General features: G+C 34.0%; 15 protein-coding genes and 1 tRNA gene. 5 read left to right on the forward strand and 11 right to left on the reverse strand.

All coding sequences use genetic code 11. From position 1 onward, the window contains the following. Positions 1-76: 76 nt before the first annotated feature. The gene (gene ybeY, locus KWG70_RS03485) at positions 77-487 is read right to left on the reverse strand and encodes an rRNA maturation RNase YbeY (RefSeq protein WP_230934609.1); all 411 of its coding nucleotides are present in this window, start codon (positions 485-487) and stop codon (positions 77-79) included. Continuing rightward, on the reverse strand, positions 480-3,971 hold the full coding sequence (locus KWG70_RS03490; protein ID WP_230934610.1) for a DUF4175 family protein: 3,492 nt from the start codon (positions 3,969-3,971) through the stop codon (positions 480-482). The genes ybeY and KWG70_RS03490 overlap by 8 nt, the downstream gene beginning before the upstream one ends. Positions 3,972-4,092: 121 nt before the next feature. Between KWG70_RS03490 and KWG70_RS03495 the strand changes: the two genes are divergently transcribed. Both KWG70_RS03495 and gltX read left to right on the forward strand, forming a co-directional pair. Next, positions 4,093-5,133 carry an alkane 1-monooxygenase gene (locus tag KWG70_RS03495; protein ID WP_230934611.1) on the forward strand — a complete coding sequence of 347 codons (1,041 nt, stop codon included), beginning with the start codon at positions 4,093-4,095 and terminating at the stop codon, positions 5,131-5,133. A 320-nt stretch (positions 5,134-5,453) separates the two neighbouring features. Further along, on the forward strand, positions 5,454-6,965 hold the full coding sequence (gltX, locus tag KWG70_RS03500) for a glutamate--tRNA ligase (protein WP_230934612.1): 1,512 nt from the start codon (positions 5,454-5,456) through the stop codon (positions 6,963-6,965). A gap of 37 nt (positions 6,966-7,002) precedes the next feature. Here the strand turns inward: gltX and KWG70_RS03505 are convergent, their stop codons facing one another. Continuing rightward, the gene (locus KWG70_RS03505) at positions 7,003-7,686 is read right to left on the reverse strand and encodes a PorT family protein (RefSeq protein WP_230934613.1); all 684 of its coding nucleotides are present in this window, start codon (positions 7,684-7,686) and stop codon (positions 7,003-7,005) included. Between the two features lie 76 nt (positions 7,687-7,762). Between KWG70_RS03505 and KWG70_RS03510 the strand changes: the two genes are divergently transcribed. Then, positions 7,763-8,689: an SPFH domain-containing protein gene (locus KWG70_RS03510; RefSeq protein ID WP_230934614.1), complete on the forward strand. Its 927-nt coding sequence runs from the start codon at positions 7,763-7,765 to the stop codon at positions 8,687-8,689. Positions 8,690-8,753: 64 nt separating this feature from the next. On the opposite strand, the gene KWG70_RS03515 is transcribed toward KWG70_RS03510, so the two are convergent. From KWG70_RS03515 to KWG70_RS03530, 4 genes are all read right to left on the reverse strand, one after another. Next, positions 8,754-9,254, reverse strand: coding sequence for a hypothetical protein (locus KWG70_RS03515; RefSeq protein WP_230934615.1), 501 nt, complete (start codon positions 9,252-9,254; stop codon positions 8,754-8,756). Positions 9,255-9,313: 59 nt separating this feature from the next. Beyond that, positions 9,314-10,471 carry a GNAT family N-acetyltransferase gene (locus KWG70_RS03520; RefSeq protein WP_230934616.1) on the reverse strand — a complete coding sequence of 386 codons (1,158 nt, stop codon included), beginning with the start codon at positions 10,469-10,471 and terminating at the stop codon, positions 9,314-9,316. A gap of 64 nt (positions 10,472-10,535) precedes the next feature. Then, on the reverse strand, positions 10,536-11,027 hold the full coding sequence (locus KWG70_RS03525; RefSeq protein ID WP_230934617.1) for a DUF1761 domain-containing protein: 492 nt from the start codon (positions 11,025-11,027) through the stop codon (positions 10,536-10,538). An 89-nt stretch (positions 11,028-11,116) separates the two neighbouring features. Further along, on the reverse strand, positions 11,117-13,120 hold the full coding sequence (locus KWG70_RS03530) for a glutamine--tRNA ligase/YqeY domain fusion protein (protein ID WP_230934618.1): 2,004 nt from the start codon (positions 13,118-13,120) through the stop codon (positions 11,117-11,119). 111 nt (positions 13,121-13,231) lie between these two features. Here KWG70_RS03530 and folB point away from each other — a divergent pair, with 111 nt between their 5' ends. Next, positions 13,232-13,594, forward strand: coding sequence for a dihydroneopterin aldolase (folB, locus tag KWG70_RS03535; RefSeq protein ID WP_230934619.1), 363 nt, complete (start codon positions 13,232-13,234; stop codon positions 13,592-13,594). Between the two features lie 68 nt (positions 13,595-13,662). Beyond that, positions 13,663-13,733, forward strand: a tRNA-Cys gene (locus KWG70_RS03540). A gap of 42 nt (positions 13,734-13,775) precedes the next feature. Here KWG70_RS03540 and KWG70_RS03545 read toward each other — a convergent pair. The 4 genes from KWG70_RS03545 to KWG70_RS03560 form a co-directional block, all read right to left on the reverse strand. Then, positions 13,776-14,642 (reverse strand): hypothetical protein, encoded by an 867-nt coding sequence (locus tag KWG70_RS03545; RefSeq protein ID WP_230934620.1) that lies wholly within the window; start codon positions 14,640-14,642, stop codon positions 13,776-13,778. A 14-nt stretch (positions 14,643-14,656) separates the two neighbouring features. Continuing rightward, the gene (locus tag KWG70_RS03550; RefSeq protein WP_230934621.1) at positions 14,657-15,187 is read right to left on the reverse strand and encodes a GldL-related protein; all 531 of its coding nucleotides are present in this window, start codon (positions 15,185-15,187) and stop codon (positions 14,657-14,659) included. Between the two features lie 11 nt (positions 15,188-15,198). Beyond that, positions 15,199-15,885 carry a LysE family translocator gene (locus KWG70_RS03555; RefSeq protein WP_230934622.1) on the reverse strand — a complete coding sequence of 229 codons (687 nt, stop codon included), beginning with the start codon at positions 15,883-15,885 and terminating at the stop codon, positions 15,199-15,201. A 65-nt stretch (positions 15,886-15,950) separates the two neighbouring features. Further along, positions 15,951-16,625: a head GIN domain-containing protein gene (locus KWG70_RS03560; protein ID WP_230934623.1), complete on the reverse strand. Its 675-nt coding sequence runs from the start codon at positions 16,623-16,625 to the stop codon at positions 15,951-15,953. Between the last annotated feature and the right edge of the window lie 64 nt (positions 16,626-16,689).

Raw genomic sequence — 16,689 nt, forward strand, 5'->3', positions numbered from 1 at the left:
ATCCTTTGTATTGTTCCACGTGGAACATTAATATTCAAAAATTCAGTTTGCAAATATACGCCGAATTCCTAATATACTAATGGCGTGTCGTTAAGTAGTGATTTTCTTTTGATCTCATAATTTCTATATCTTCATCTGTTTTGTCTTTGTAACCACAATAATGAAGTATACCATGAATAACTACTCGAGATAACTCTTCTAAGAAATCCACATTAAAATCCTTAGCATTATCAGCAACCCTTTCAACAGAAATATAAATATCTCCGTGTAGCTCTTTTCCGACGGAATAATCAAAACTAATAATGTCTGTGAGTGTGTCATGATTAAGATATTCTACATTTAATTTATGTAGATACTCATCATTACAGAAGATATAATTAATCTCACCTTCTCTGCAATTTTCTTCTAAAATAGTTTGTGATATCCAATCTGAAATCTCAGCTTCTTTCTCTAATATGAAATTGGTCTCGTAGTTAAAACTAATCATTAGTCTTTTTAAAATACTCTTGAACTTTCTTTTTGTAAACTTGTTGCAAAGGTAATGCTTGGCGGTTTAAAATTTCAGTAGTATTAAAATATTCTTTAGCCTTAGGTATTTGGTTGGGCGCTCTATTATCGTATGTTTTATTATTTGTTTCAGATTTTCGCTTATTATCTTGGCCTTGCATGAACGTCGCGTTCTCCAGTTTAAGCAATTGATGTTGCAATTCCATCATCTTTTGAAGCGTTTGATTAGTAAAACCCTTATTAATTAGGTCCAACTCTATCTCTTCCATTTGCTTCAATAATTCGCCTCCAAAACCTTTTTTACCTTCCTTTCCTAATTTATTTTCTAAAGCTTGACGTAACTGTTGCTGTCTTTGGTAGATTTCATAAAGTTCACCATTAGTGTCTTCGCTATTTCCTTCACCTTCGCCTTGACCTTCGCCTTCGCCTTGCTTTTTTCCATCTTTACCATCCTTTCCATTGTCTCCATCTTTTGGGTTGCCATTCTCTCCATTTTGTTCTTTCTGGCCTTCACCTTCTTGACCATTTTCGCCATCTTTTGGTTTCTTTCCTTTTTGGTCTTTTTTCATGCCTTCTTCCATTTTCTTATTAAGCTCTTCCTGGCTCATAATAATATCTGGAAGTTGTTCGCCTTGTCCTTGACCCTGACCCATTGAAGGATTCATTTGCATGTTCATATTATCTAAAACATCACTTAAAAAGCTCGCTAATTCATTAGTAGACGTAATCGTATATTGCTGTGAAGAAATGCCTTGATATATCTGATTTTCAGATAATTGAGCCATAGACTTATCTATATTATAAAACACATTGGTGATTTGTGCATTGACCTGCTCAGATATTGCAGGCTGTCGTAATGATAATGCGAATAAACTATCATCAACATGCTCAAAGTGTTCTCTTAAGTTGTATTGTTTTCTTAAGAATTTACCATACTCATTATGGTTAACTTCAATGCTTTTAAATTGATTCATTAAGTTTTCTTGATCAAAAGAAAATAACACTAAGTTGTCTAATATTTGTCGCAGCACGTCAATATCTTCTTGCATTTGTTCGCCACCACCCATCTGCATGCCTTGCGCCATTTTTTGGCTCATCTCTTTCATTTTCTGAGCCGCTTGCTTTTGCTTTTTCTTAGCCTTCTGTTGAGCATCTTGTGGTCCCTGAGGTTCTTGTGGCTCTTGCTTATCTTTAGGTTCCCCTTGTTCTTGTTTTTCTCCCTGTTGTTCCTGTTGCTCTTGAGCGTCTTTTTCTTCTTGCTTTTCTAAGGCATCAGTAGCCTCTTGTTGATCTTGTTTAATAGATTCCTCTGTTGGTTTATCTTGAGGTAAATCCATTGGTTTTTGGAGTTCATTATTTTCCTTTTCTAGATCCTCCATTTCCTTCTGGAAATCTTCAAACTTCTCGTTGAGCTTTTCTTGTTCTTCTTTGGTATTATTTTCTTTGGTTTCTTCAGATAACTTCTCTTGTTCTTCAGCAAGCTCTTCGAGTTCTTTCATTAATTTCTCGGCTTTCTTAGCTACATAAAAGCGTTTTGTGAGCTCCAAAAGTTGCTTTAGACTCTTCTCCTTGTTTTTGTTTTGTTTTGCTAACTGCTCAAGTTTCTGAGTGAATTCTTCCTTGTTAATTTTATCCTTCATCTTCTCCAACTCCTCTAAAAGTTTTTCATCCTTTTTGAGTTGTTGTTCGTTCTCTTCTAATCGCTTTTGTAAATCTTCTTTAAACTGATCTTTCTCTTTGTCTTCGTTTTGAAATTCTTCAATATTTTCTTTCAATTTTTTATTGAAGTTTTGCATCAATTGCTCTTGCTCTTTTTGGCGTTTGATAAAATTCTCAAACTTTTTCTTGTCATTAAAATTGAGTTCTTTCTTTTCTTTTTGTGTTTTAGACAACTCCTTGAGCTGTTTGTCTTGTTCTTTAAGTTTATCAAACGTGTTGCTTATGTCTTTTATCGTTTCATTTTGTTCTTCCAATTGCTTCTGCTCCTCTTCATCTTTAGTCAGTTTTCTATAACTAAAAACTGAGCTTTTCGAACTCTTATAACTATGCAGCGCATCATTGTCAAATACTTGAAAATAGAGTTCGTAATCTACTCCTTCTTCAAGGTTTAGTTGATTTGGAAAAGCGCTTACAAATTCATCAAAATTAGATTTAGAAACACTCATAACTTCATACGACTTCGCTTCTGGATTATTACTTGGGTAATACACCATTTGAAGTTTACTCAATCCATAATCATCACTTACTTGACCAAAAAAGTACAAGGTTTGATTGTCTAGAGAATCTTTTTCCATTTTCACATTCATTTCAGGATAACTATCCTTGATGACATTAATAGAAAAAGCAAGATTTTCATAATCTTTTAATTGTTCGTTACTCGTACTTATACTATAATCTGTATTGCTAAAAATACGTTTTTGGGTTTCAAACTTCCCTTCGGAAATAGACTCAAATGCTATTGTGTCTTTAGAGTAAAAAACAACGTCATCTGTAGATTTAGTGTTTACCTTCCATGTAACATTGGTGCCTTCAGGAATAGTAGAACTCCCGGTGCTTTTTAATACCTCATCCTGTTTTTTGGTATAGGCTGGGTAATCTAATACCATTTCAAAATTGACCAATGTAGGCACTTTAATAATGTCTAAGTTGTAGTTTTTTGATAGCACATCATTAGCCGATAAGCTAAACGATAAAGCCTCTTTTGGTTGTGCGAATACATATTCAAACTGACCAGGTGCTTTTTGTTGCATAAAAAACGACTGTCCATTAAAATGAATTTGCGCATTTTCTGGGATGATATCTCCTGCAGTATTGACAACTACTTTAAAGTCTTTATTTTCTATGGCTTTTAAATCTTCATTAACCACAAAAAACTGAAATGGTGCTGGAGGTTCATAAGCCGTATTGTAATTCACAACGCGTTCATAGCTATCACTAAACCAATCTATTTTTCCTGTTAGGAAAGACAGGAGTAAAATCGCGACAGGAATCGCAGCATATTTTAAATATTTGGCATTTTTCTTAAAGTTTATAGCGAGTTTGAATGGGATTGGGCTCAACTCAGCAGATTTCTGCTCAATACTAGCTTCCAATAATTCCGATTGCTGACTATTTTGGTTTAACTGAAGTACATTTAACAGTTTATCATTCACTTCTGGAAAATGGTTCCCAATAATTTGAGACGCTTCTTCGTAATCGATTCCTTTTTGAAGCTTAAACAACTTCGCTAAAGGAAATGCAATAAACTTAGCAAATAGAGCTATTTCTACAGCAATAAAGACCCAAAACAAGATGGTTCTTGCCGTAGGACTTAGCCATAAAAAATATTCAATAAGTAAGGTGACAATAAGATATAAAAGTCCGATTGCAAAAAATAAAATCGCACCTTTAAGTAATTCATTGGTGTAATAACGCTTAATGAATTGTTCTAATTTGCCTTGTATTTGATTAAAATTACTTGCCATACTGATAATTAACTCACTAATCTACAATTTTATTTTAAACGGTAAATGCCTAAATTTGGTAAGATTCTGTTAATTTCGAGGAGTTGTGTTAAAATAGAGACCAACTTAAAACCAAATTTATATGAAAGACCTCAAATACCTCGCTGCTTTTTCTATTCCAATTGTTGCCTTAATAAGTCTTTATTTTAAAGGCCCTTTAGTGTACTTAACACCTGTTTATGCTTTTGTTATTATTCCTGTTTTAGAGCTCATATTTCCAGTAGATACTTATAATTTGAATTCTGAGGAAGCTGATAGTAAATTAAAGCGTAAACTATTTGATTGGCTATTATACCTTAACCTTCCTGTAGTTTATAGTTTGGTATTCTATGGCGCCTATGTGGTATCTTCTACAGCAATTGAAACTTACGAGCTTATTGGAATTATCTTATCTGTAGGCATTGTACTTGGCGTAAATGGAATAAACGTTGCTCACGAATTAGGTCACAGACAAGCCACTAATGAACGTTTTATTGGTAAAGCCTTGCTTCTACCATCTCAATACATGCATTTTTATATAGAGCATAATTTTGGACATCATTTGCACGCAGCAACACCTGAAGATCCAGCAACCGCTAGATATAATCAAACGGTGTATTCATTTTGGGTGACTTCAATTGTTAGGCAATATCTAAGTGCGTGGCGAATTCAGAGAACAATATTAAAAAATAACGATCAAAAGTTTATTTCGGTAAAAAACGACATGCTTTGGTATATCGTCTTTCAGGCAGGTTATTTAGTTGTTATGTTTTATGTGTTTGGTGCTCTCGGACTCTTATTTGCTTTTACCGCTGCAGTCGTTGGGTTTTTATTGCTCGAAACCGTTAACTATATTGAACATTATGGTTTAATGCGTTTAAAAACCAAATCTGGTCGTTATGAACGCGTCAAAGAAATACACTCCTGGAATTCTAACCATATGATAGGAAGAATTGTGCTGTACGAACTCACTAGGCATAGCGATCATCATTTTAAATCATCAAAAAAGTATCAAATTTTAGACTGTCATGATGAGAGTCCGCAAATGCCATATGGTTATCCAACATCTATGGTGTTGGCGATGCTTCCGCCATTATGGTTTAAGATTATGAACAAGCGTGTGCCAAAGGAAATGATTGTCTAAGCTAATTAAAACAGTCTTTTAGCTATGTAAATAAATGATATGGAAATGCATAGTGCTATTATAAAACCATACAAATTATTTAGATCTAAGTAGTTGTCTGTTATATATTTACCAATAAAAAACAACAAAAATATAATGGATAAAAAAAATGAGATGTACCCTATACTGGCTAAGATGTATGGCAGTAGTTTTTTCATTAAACAAAAATAAGCAAACCAATACAACAGCTTTATTTTTTCAAAATAAAAACAAAGGCTCCACTCTATTTTCTTTGTTCTCTAATCTTATCAATCTATCTTTGCGGCTTTAAATAACAGATAATGACTAAACCCGTTCGTGTGCGTTTTGCACCAAGCCCAACAGGACCTTTGCATATTGGAGGCGTTAGAACAGCGCTTTTTAATTATTTATTTGCCAAAAAACATAATGGCACATTTGTACTTCGTATTGAAGACACCGATCAAAATCGTTATGTTGAAGGTGCTGAAGATTATATTGTGGACTCCTTAAATTGGTGCGGAATTCCTTTTGATGAAGGTGTTGGAAAAAACGAAAAATTTGGACCATACAGACAAAGCGAGCGTAAACATTTGTACAAGCAATATGCAGATGAATTGATTGCAAAAGGTCATGCCTACTATGCCTTTGATACTTCGGAGGAATTAGACTTTCATAGAAAAGACCATGAGGCTAAAGGCAAAACCTTTATTTATAATTGGCACAACCGATTAAAACTGAGTAACTCTTTATCGCTTTCTGAAGATGAAGTCCAAACAAAATTAAATGCAGGTGAGGATTATGTGATTCGATTTAAATCACCTCAAGATGAAACTTTGCATTTACAAGATATCATTCGTGGTGCTATTAAAATTGACACCAATGTTTTGGATGATAAGGTCTTATTTAAAAGTGACGGTATGCCAACATACCATTTGGCCAATATTGTCGATGATCACCTTATGGAAATCTCACATGTGATTCGTGGTGAAGAATGGTTGCCTTCATTGGCGTTACACTTTCAATTGTATGCTGCTTTTGGTTGGGAAGCGCCTCAATTTGCACATTTACCACTAATCTTGAAACCAACCGGAAAGGGAAAGTTGAGTAAACGTGATGGCGATAAATTAGGGTTTCCAGTATTTCCATTAGAGTGGAGAGATCCTAAAACTGGTGATCTCTCAAGAGGTTATAAAGAAGATGGTTATTTTGCTGAAGCTATGGTGAATTTCCTTGCTTTTTTAGGTTGGAATCCAGGCACAGAACAAGAAATATTTTCTTTAGACGAATTAATCAATGCCTTCGAATTAGAACGTGTTAATAAAGCTGGAGCGCGATTTGATCCTGATAAAATAAAGTGGTTTAACCATCATTATATGCAAGATCAAGACAATCATGATTTGGCTTTGGCATTTCAGAAATCGAAATCAGAATTATCTCAGATAGACACCCAATATATTGAAATGGTTATCGCTCTAGTAAAAGAACGCGCTACGTTTGTAAGTGACTTTTGGGATCTAAGCCATTTCTTTTTTGTAGCACCTTCGGTATACGACGAAAAAGCATCTAAGAAAGCTATAAAAGAAGGCACAACCACTATTCTTAATACAATAAAAGAATTAGTTGATAGTGTTGATGATTTCACCGTAGAGAACCTTCAAAATTCAATAAAAGGGTGGATCACATCTAATGACATTGGCTTTGGAAAAGTGATGATGCCATTACGTTTAGCGCTTGTAGGTGCTTTACAAGGCCCTGATGTATTTGACATTATTTACATGATTGGAAAAGCTGAAACCTTAAAGCGTATCGATGGCTTGATTGCCACAGCATAACTTCTAATTTTAGATATATTCTAAAATACTTGAGTTTTTAAAACGTAATCATCAAAGCAAACGATAGCATGCTTTGATTGCCTTCAAAGCGATCGGCATTACCGCCTACATTTAAGTTTTGATCATTCAGTTTATTGAATATATTGGTAAATCCGTAACTGTAAGCTGCTCTCAACTTAAAACTTCCTATGCCAGCAGAAGCGCCTACAACACCATTGACATTAAACTGTGAAATTGGTGTAATATCTTCGGCTAATAAGGCATCAAAACCATTGATAACATAGTTGCTCTGACTGTCATCTTTTAATTCCAGTTCACTATTATACTGTAGTTGTGGTCCTAAATCTATCGTAAGGTAGTCACCTAATAACTTCGCATGAAATAAAAAGGCGAGCTGTACTGCTTTAAGCTCATACTCCACTTGTTCTTGAGTAACAGTAGCTGCAGATGGTCTTCCAGTAATTTCAAATGAGTTTTGAGAAAACTGCAAACCATAACTTACGGTATACCATTTATGCGGAAGATCTACTGTGGCAATCATACCTCCAATAAACCCGTTTCCGCTTTTGGTGGCGAAATTATCAGTTTTAATATCATATTGTGTTAAACCTCCAATTACTCCTATTCCATTTCTAATATTGTAGTTCTTGGGCTGTGCAACAGATAGTGTAACAAAACCTATACAAAACGCTACTAATAAAATAAACTGCTTTTTTTGCATGTGTTTAGTGTGTGATTTGAGCAAATATAACTTAAATTAGTAATTCATTATTTTATCTAACCATTAAAAACTTTATATGGAAAATTATATTTTTATACCAATCATCTTTTTTACAGTAATTGTTCTAATTTCGGCCTTCTTTATTGTCAAACAGCAAACTGCTGCTATTATAGAGCGATTTGGTAAATATCAAAGCATAAGACACTCTGGCTTACAACTTAAAATTCCTTTAGTTGATCGTATTGCTGGAAAACTGAGTTTAAAAATTCAGCAATTAGATGTGATTATTGAAACCAAAACCTTAGATGACGTATTTGTGCGTTTAAAAGTATCTGTACAATATAAAGTGATAAGAGACAAGGTTTACGATGCCTTTTATAAACTGGACTATCCTCATGATCAGATCACATCTTACGTGTTTGATGTGGTACGTGCCGAAGTTCCAAAAATGAAATTAGATGATGTATTTGTGCGTAAAGATGATATTGCTATCGCAGTAAAATCGGAACTTAATGATGCCATGATAGAATATGGTTATGATATCATTAAAACTTTAGTAACAGATATAGATCCAGATTCGCAAGTAAAAGCAGCGATGAACAGAATTAATGCATCTGAGCGTGAAAAAATTGCAGCGCAGTTTGAAGGAGATGCTGCACGTATCTTAATTGTAGAAAAAGCAAAAGCAGAAGCAGAAAGCAAGCGCTTACAAGGACAAGGTATTGCAGATCAACGTCGTGAAATTGCACGTGGTTTAGAAGAATCTGTAGAAGTGCTAAATAAGGTTGGTATTAACTCTCAAGAGGCTTCAGCATTAATTGTTGTAACTCAGCATTATGACACGTTACAGTCTATAGGTCAAGAAACTAATAGTAACTTAATCTTGTTACCTAATTCTCCACAAGCAGGAAGTCAAATGCTTAATGATATGGTGGCGAGCTTTACAGCGAGTAATCAAATTGGTGAGGCCATGAAAAATGCTAAAAAGAAAAAAGAAGAGTAATCGACGACCTCTATAAATAAAAAAGAACCCGAAAATAGCAATCAACTTTCGGGTTCTTTTTTATTTAAATCTTCTTAGTCTTCGACGTTTTCTTTTTTTTATCAGGTTCTTTTGCCTCACTTCCTGCCCATGGAAATGTTAAAGAGGTGCTAGCAAATGTGGTTCCAAAATTAATATTCGCGTGATAGACTTGGCTTATAGCGTCTTTAACCTGGTGATCGGTCAATTCTTTTAAAGGATGAATAAAAACAGCCCAAAGAATACCTTCGGAAACAGCATATTTTACATCTAAGGCTGTATGAAAATTAGCTACTAAAGCAGCTTTAAGCAAGTCATCATCTAATGAGTTCGCTTCTACAATAGGTGAAATGATTCGCATTCTATTATGATTGGTGTCTGTAAAAGAAGCCAATTGGACATCATTGACAAAAAATTGCCAAGCACCATTATTCCCTTGAATTGAATCACTAAGTGTGGTATATATCTCGTTTAATTTGTCGTTATTCATCTCTTGACCAAAGGATAATAATGGCAAAAGACATAGCAGGAAGATTACTTTTCTCATGATATTGCGTTTTATACTAAGTCGGAAAAAACGCTAATTACAAACAAATAAGTTATTAATTATTTAAATGGATGGCGTTCATCCCACTCTCGTATGGGGTTAGCATACTTTACAACCAACTTTAAAACCGTATTAGCAATGACATTATTGGTGTGTTTTAAATAAATATGCATGCCATATGGCTTTGCGCCTACTGAACTTTTAATTTCCATGGCTGTTCTGGCGAAAATAACTTCATTATACTCATGATTAATACCAAAAGAAGCCATGTCAAATAACATATTAAGATACATTTGGTGTTGGTGTTGTAATGCTTGATCATAACCTAAAAAATACGTTTCAAGTTTGTTATGGTTCAAAACCAATGTATAAAAACCGACTAGACGATCCTCCAAAAAGTATCCAAACAATTTAAAATTGTCCTTAAGTTGAAACTTTAAATTATAAAAGTGATCCTTATGTAATTTAAAGGAGTTAACACCTGCGTTATCAGAGACACACTCGTATAATTCATATAATCTATCAGAAGATTGTTTAACCTCATCAAGATTTAATTCTTTACACCTTATGGCTGCACTTTTTTTTCGTGCTGTTTTATAGCGCCTACGATACTTCTTGTTAAACGAACTTATATAGTCATCAGGTGTTTTCCAGTCATCTCGCACATTAAAAATCATATTCGGTTGCACTTGTGCTTTATATAACTGTTCACTTTGGAAAAAAGAGGAACTATGATGAATTGGATCATCTTCAAAATAATCTTTGAAGCCTATAATTCTAATTTTTTTATTGAATTGTTCTCTAATTGTTTTTGTGAGTGCTTTAATTCCTTCGGAAATGGTATTTAAAAATTCATCTTGAGATAGAGCATCAGCATTAAAATATAAACCATGCTGTCCAGTATGCATTAAATTACCTACGATAAGCGCATTTCCTTTAACAATTTTGGAGATGAGTATCTTTCCGCAGCGTTTAAAAAACTGGTTTGATGTTTTTCTAAACACATCGTCTAAATACATTTCAACACGTTGGATAATAGCAATACCCACTAACTTTTCCGAAGAAAACACAGCTAAAAAATAACTAGAAATATTTGTTGGTGACGATGCCTCTAATGCTTTTAAAAAAGGTGTTTTTAAAAAAATATCGTTAACCAAAAGCTCATCCCAAGACTCAGGTAGATCTGCAACCGAATTGTATAGTTTAAAGTGTATCAATGGAAAAAGAAAGGCCGAAAATTACAATTCTCAGCCTTTAATTATGTTAAATCTATATAAAAGTTTAGTTCCATCCGCATAGGATTGCTCCCATTACAGCTAATGTTACTATCCAATATCCAGAATTAATAAAAATATATTTAGCATTTTTTCGTTCAAACAACGCTATGGTTCCAATTATAGGCAGTGCTCCAAATACTCCAAATAATGTTCCATGAAGCGCGCCATGTTTAAAGGTTCTGAAAGCCGTTCCGTAATCACTCATAAACGCTTCAAACGACGCTTTAGCTGTCTCTGGTTCTCCGCCAACCATACCTAGCGCTCCCCATTGATGATTAGTGAATTGCATTAATAACACGGCTAACATAGCAGCAAAAAGCAAGGCTAGACCAAAAATAACAGCCATATTGCCGCTTTTCATTTTTTCTTCGGTCATCCCAGAAGCTCTCATCCAAGCATTCCCAAATACTTTTGGGTTATACCAGATGGCTCCAAGAACCAATGCTGCAACCGCTGCAACTGGTATTGCTAATGGGGAAATTGGTAATGTATCCATAATAATAAAATTTTAGTTAGTCCTCTAAATGTACAAAAAAACCTCAAAGCGTATTTCTTTGAGGTTGTTAAAACTATAATGTGTTGGTTTTATAAAGCCTTTGCTTCCGCTACCAATAATTCGTTTTTATCTTCTAATGCTTTCGATATAAACGCTTCGATATCACCATTGCGTTCTTGCCCATTTTTAAGCAGAACGCTTAGTGTCAACATGGTTGCAATACGTGTTCCTACTTTTTTAGCTGCAGTATTGAAAAGTGGTTGTAAATCCTCATAACTAACGTTTTCTGCTAGTTTTAAAATTTCAGCTTTAGATTTTTCTTGTTTCAGTTCTGGTAAGTTTGTGTATTTTTTACCTAGCTGCTTAATCACTTCAATTGCTGGTCGCTGTTGTTGAGGTTGTTTTGGCTTATTTTGATTGTGTTGAGGTTTTGGTTTTTGTTTTGCCCAAGAGTCTCTAAGTCCAACCGTTTTATTAAACACTAACCGTTCTGAGGTTGCATCATTATCAACATTAAAATAACCAATACGTTGAAACTGAAAACGATCACCAATACTAACATTAGCTAAGCTTGGTTCTACATATGCCTCTGTCGTTTTTAAAGAGTTTGGGTTGATAAACGCCATATAATCTTTGTCTTGGTGACTATCTGGAGCTTCATCCATAAATAATCGATCATATTCTCTAACCTCAGCTTTTATAGCATGTTTAATAGACACCCAATGTAAGGTCCCTTTTACTTTCTTTTCGGTATCTGTAGAATACGTACAGTGAATTTCGGTAATGTTACCATCAGCATCCTTAATCACTTGTTCTCCTTTGATAATATATGCGTTTTTTAAACGTACTTCACTACCTAATTTTAGTCTAAAAAACTTATTACTGGCTTCTTCTTTAAAATCGGCTTTTTCAATATACAGCTCTCTTGAAAATGGTACTTTTCTAGATCCAGCACTTACATCTTCAGGGTTATTTTCAGCTTCTAACCATTCTTCTTTATCTTCAGGGTAATTGGTAACGACTAATTTTACAGGATCCAATACAGCCATGACTCTTGGTGCCGTTTTATTTAAGTCTTCACGAATACAAAACTCTAGAAGCGATACATCAATGACATTTTCGCGTTTAGCCACACCAACACGTTCGATAAAATGGCGAATAGAATTTGGCGTATATCCACGACGTCTCAACCCAGAAATAGTTGGCATTCTAGGGTCGTCCCATCCAGAAACAATTCCTTCTTCTACCAACTTGAGTAACTTTCGTTTACTCATAATGGTGTAGCTTAAGTTTAAACGTGCAAATTCTCGCTGTTTTGGAAGCATAGGAAGCTCTTTTGAAGCATAACCATATACATGTTCCTTGAACCAGTCGTAAAGCTCTCTATGCGGCTTAAATTCGAGAGAACACAATGAGTGTGATATTTGTTCAATATAATCGCTTTCGCCATGCGTCCAATCGTACATTGGATAAATACACCAGTCGTTTCCAGTTCTATGATGATGCTTTTTTAGAATACGGTACATCAATGGATCGCGCATCAACATATTGGGATGTTGCATATCTATTTTAGCTCGAAGAATATGTTCGCCTTCGTCAAACTCACCATTTTTCATGCGTTCGAACAAATCGAGGTTCTTTTCAATGCTTCTGTTACGATACGGCCCTTCAACACCAGGTTGGGTTGGTGTTCCTTTTTGCTCAGCCATAGCTTCACTAGACTGTGAGTCTACATACGCTTTTCCATCTTTAATAAGTTGAATCGCCCAGTCGTAAAGCGTTTGGAAATAATCTGAAGAATATAGTTCATTCGCCCATTCATAACCAAGCCACTTGATATCGCGCTTAATCGCATCGACATATTCCTGTTCTTCCTTTGCAGGATTAGTATCATCAAAACGAAGATTTACAGGCGCATTGTATTTTTCTCCTAAACCAAAACTGATGCCAATAGCCTTAGTATGACCAATATGCAAGTAACCGTTTGGCTCTGGCGGAAAGCGAAAACGAAGTTTATCTTTTGATAATCCATTTTCTAGATCTTCTTCTATAATATGCTCTATAAAATTGAGCGATTTAGTTTCTTCAGACATGCTTTTAAAATAATAGGCAAAGTTATTAAATAATATATCAAATAAACATCTAAAATGAATTCGATGTATAATTGATATTTGCGTCTTATATTTGTTGTAAAATAGAATACTTTGGGAATAATAAAAGTTGAAAACATACGTGTTTTTGCACATCATGGTTGCTTAAAAGAAGAAACTAAAATTGGAAGTGATTACCGTGTAGATCTTGAGGTTAAGGCTAATTTAAAAACCTCAGCTGTTACCGACAAGCTTAGTGATACAGTAGATTATGTATTACTAAATAAAATAGTAAAAGAAGAAATGCTGCAACCTTCCAAATTATTGGAAACTGTTGCACAGCGTATATTGGATCGTATTTTCAAAGAAGATTCGTTAGTAAAAAAAGCAAGTGTGAGTGTGAGCAAACTCAACCCTCCAATTGGTGGAGATGTAGAGAGCGTAACGATAAAAATGACCAAAAGACGAAAAAACTAAGGGTTTATAGTGTAAAATGGTAATTTTTTATACATTTGCCTTCCTCGTTTACGAGTAATAATAAACAAGGCATCTTGGCCGAGTGGCTAGGCAGAGGTCTGCAAAACCTTGTACAGCGGTTCGAATCCGCTAGATGCCTCTAAAACCTTCAAGTATTAACTTGGAGGTTTTTTTGTTTGTATTACTTTTTAATCTTGACATAGTAATTCAAGAATCGATATAATTGTGAATAGTTTGCGCTTTTAGAATCTGAGACCAGCTGAAAAAAGTAGCGTTCATTATTGTAATCTATAATTCTTGCCACACCAATAATACGATCGACTTTGTTTTTAATTTCAAAGTTTATTCTATCGATGTTATCAGAAACGGTTGAAGAATCGATATTATTCACTGTTAACTCACTTAAAGGATATTGGTCGACCAAACGTTTTCTAAAAGTTTCCCATTGATTAAAAAGGCTTTTGGTTTTATCTCTTTCAATTTTATTATATATAAAATAATACCCTCGAGATGTTGCTCTAACAGGAAGATCTGAATCATTATTTGCAATGGATAAATGAAATCCATCAGGCAAATTAAGTTTCATGCGTTGATTTAAAACAACAACGGTATCTTCTATTAGTTTTTTACTGAAATGTGCATTTCTATATCTATCACTTAAATAATTAAGTGTGTTCACGTGATGTCGTCTTTGATATGCTCTTTCCTGCTGCTCTTCGAAATATTTATCGTGTTGTGATTGTTGAGTAGGGTTATTATTCTTCTGATATCTTGCTACCGATCGTATTATTTTAAAACTTAGCAAGACGATTGAAATTACTACAGACGCTGTAATCCATGAAGAACTTCTATTTAGCTTCATGCGATCTCTCTCTTTCTCTTTTTTTAATAGGGCAGTATCTTCAACATAATCCTTACAAAAGCCTTCAAAATTGGGTTTTTCATCTGTTAATCCACATAATATTCCAGCTTTCAAGTTATTTTTCCTATGCACACAGTTTTTACAAAACCTTAGACGCTCCTTTAGTAAAATATCTTCATTATTCATAAAATTATGAGGTGTTAAGGTCGTTCAATTACAAAATAATCAACTATAAGCATGATGCTTAATAATAAAAAGCCAAATGTTAAAATTAATGAGCCATAAGGCCAGTGCTGTATTTTAAATAATGCTCCAAATATGATTAATGCTATTGCCACAATACAAAATCCATAATAGAAGAATTTTACAAAGCCATTGTTTATAAGTTGCCTACTTGTAAAATAATTGAGTCCATCTTCAATAAGCCACCAGACAAAAAGGATTAATAAAACTAATTCAAGTGCATATGCTATAAAAGCAATATGATATGTTTTTAGTACGAGGTTTACCGTCCATACAAGAACGAGTCCTAGTTTTACAACATCAATACGAGTTTTATCTTTTTTATATAGAAACCGAATACAATATAAAAGCATTAATAGTACACTACCTATTAATAATAATTGGTTGGCATAAGGCCAGTGCATTATTTTAAATAATACACTATAAATCACAAGTATTAATACTATTCTAAGCGGAAATGTAAGTATCTTTTTAGTTGGATTTTGCACTGTAACCAGATTTAATTACCAATAGGATTAACACGCTCTATTTGCTCTTTACTTTTTTCGTAAAGTTCAGGGAACAAACCTTGTGTTAATAAGAGTACTCCAAAACCTAAAATCACTAGAGCAATGATTTTTTTTGTTTTAAAAATGAGACGAGGCGTTAGTTTATTCTTTAATCGTTTAGCGAGTGCAATTTTAATTAAATCTGTTAAAAAATAAACCGTTAACATAGTGATAATAAAGATAAGCACACCGTTTTCAGATTCGGTAATAGTGCTTCCAATAACAATAAATCCTAGCCAACCTAATAGCACACCGATATTTATAAAATTAAGTAAGAAGCCTTTTATGAATAGCTTTCCGTAGGCATTCTTTTGGATTTCAACACGATGATATTCTTTGACAATCGAACGAAAAGACTTAGATGTTTTTATAAAAGATATAAAGCCATAAACCGCTAAAAGTATACCTCCAAAAATTAGGAAATTTGGGTCATCTTTTATTTTATCAATAAGGTTATTGGTACTATAAAATGCTAATAAAATAAAGACAATATCTGCTAAAATAACACCTAAATCAAAGATTAAAGCGCTTCTAAATCCTTTGGTAGCACTAGTTTCGAGCAGTACAAAAAATACTGGACCAATTGTGAACGCAAGGATAATTCCGAAGGGAATAGCCGCTAAAATATCATCAAACATATAGGAAATAGCTTTCCTACAAAACTAATAAAAAAGACGCGTACTCTGCTAGTTTGAGCAACAGATTAGTTCATTCGTTTAATTCGACCGCCTAATGTCGTTTTTTCTTTAACATTTTGTGGATTTCCGTAGATGTATACATCACCACCAGCAATAACTCTTGCATCTACTGTTTTAGACGCATTGATATCGGCTTCTCCAGCAGCTTTTATATTTACTGAAGTATTTTTAGTCTCGAAAGCTTTTCCTTCGTAAACACCACCAGTGTTTAATGTAATGGCTTGAGAAATAGCCTTACCACGAGTTTCAACAATGCCTCCAGATACGGCTTTAATATCAACTTGTTCTACATCTAAACCTATCTTTAAATGTGCACCTTCTTGAGCTCTTAATTCGATTTGATTTTGTTCAATAAGCTCATTAGATGTAATAAAAGCACCTTCATTACCATCAATAACATCTAGTGTTGTATAATGCACTGAAACGAAGGTACGATCGCCATTAAAACTCTTGTCGGTTTTCATTCTGATCTTTAATTTACCATCTTTATTAATTACAACTACATCTTCTATATCATCTCCAGTAATTTCTACTTTTGATTCGTCAGATTTGACAAGATTAACAGCAATGAGGTCATAAACTTTAACTTCATTAAAGTCACCAACAGCTCTCTCTTTAGGATTTTGAGCAATTAATAGTGAAGTAAATAAGGTTAGTGTGAGGGTAAAAAAAGTTTTCATCTTGATGTGTTTTTATAATACTTACGTTTGATTGATGTATTAAAGATGATACCAAATGTTAATT

The sequence above is a fragment of the Psychroserpens luteolus genome (genome assembly GCF_021032705.1).
GTDB classification, from domain to species: Bacteria; Bacteroidota; Bacteroidia; order Flavobacteriales; family Flavobacteriaceae; genus Psychroserpens; species Psychroserpens luteolus.